Genomic DNA, 254 nt, shown 5'->3' on the forward strand with positions numbered 1-254 from the left:
CTAATTGATTAACTTGATGCTGAAATTCTTTATAGCTCAAGCGAATGTTTTGATGGTGCACAACCACGGCTAATGCGTCGGGGGTATTGTCGACAATGCTATCGAAGTAGTCACCTATGGTTTGCTTGGTTAATGGGGTGCTTTGTATTCCTTTAAAACAACTCTGCAATAGCGGCATAGGGTTTATTTTTTCTATTTCTTTAACCGCTTTTGTTGTTACATTCATGTCATTCTCCGTATCAGTAGATATGAAT

Annotated in this window: 1 pseudogene; it reads right to left on the reverse strand. The window is 38.2% G+C overall.

Annotated features, from left to right (window positions below):
• A pseudogene (locus AAEY98_RS22515) lies at positions 1-226 on the reverse strand (AMP-binding protein); the annotation flags it as partial.
• Positions 227-254 lie beyond the last annotated feature (28 nt).

This window comes from Shewanella sp. AC91-MNA-CIBAN-0169 (genome assembly GCF_040310165.1).
Lineage (GTDB): Bacteria > Pseudomonadota > Gammaproteobacteria > Enterobacterales > Shewanellaceae > Shewanella.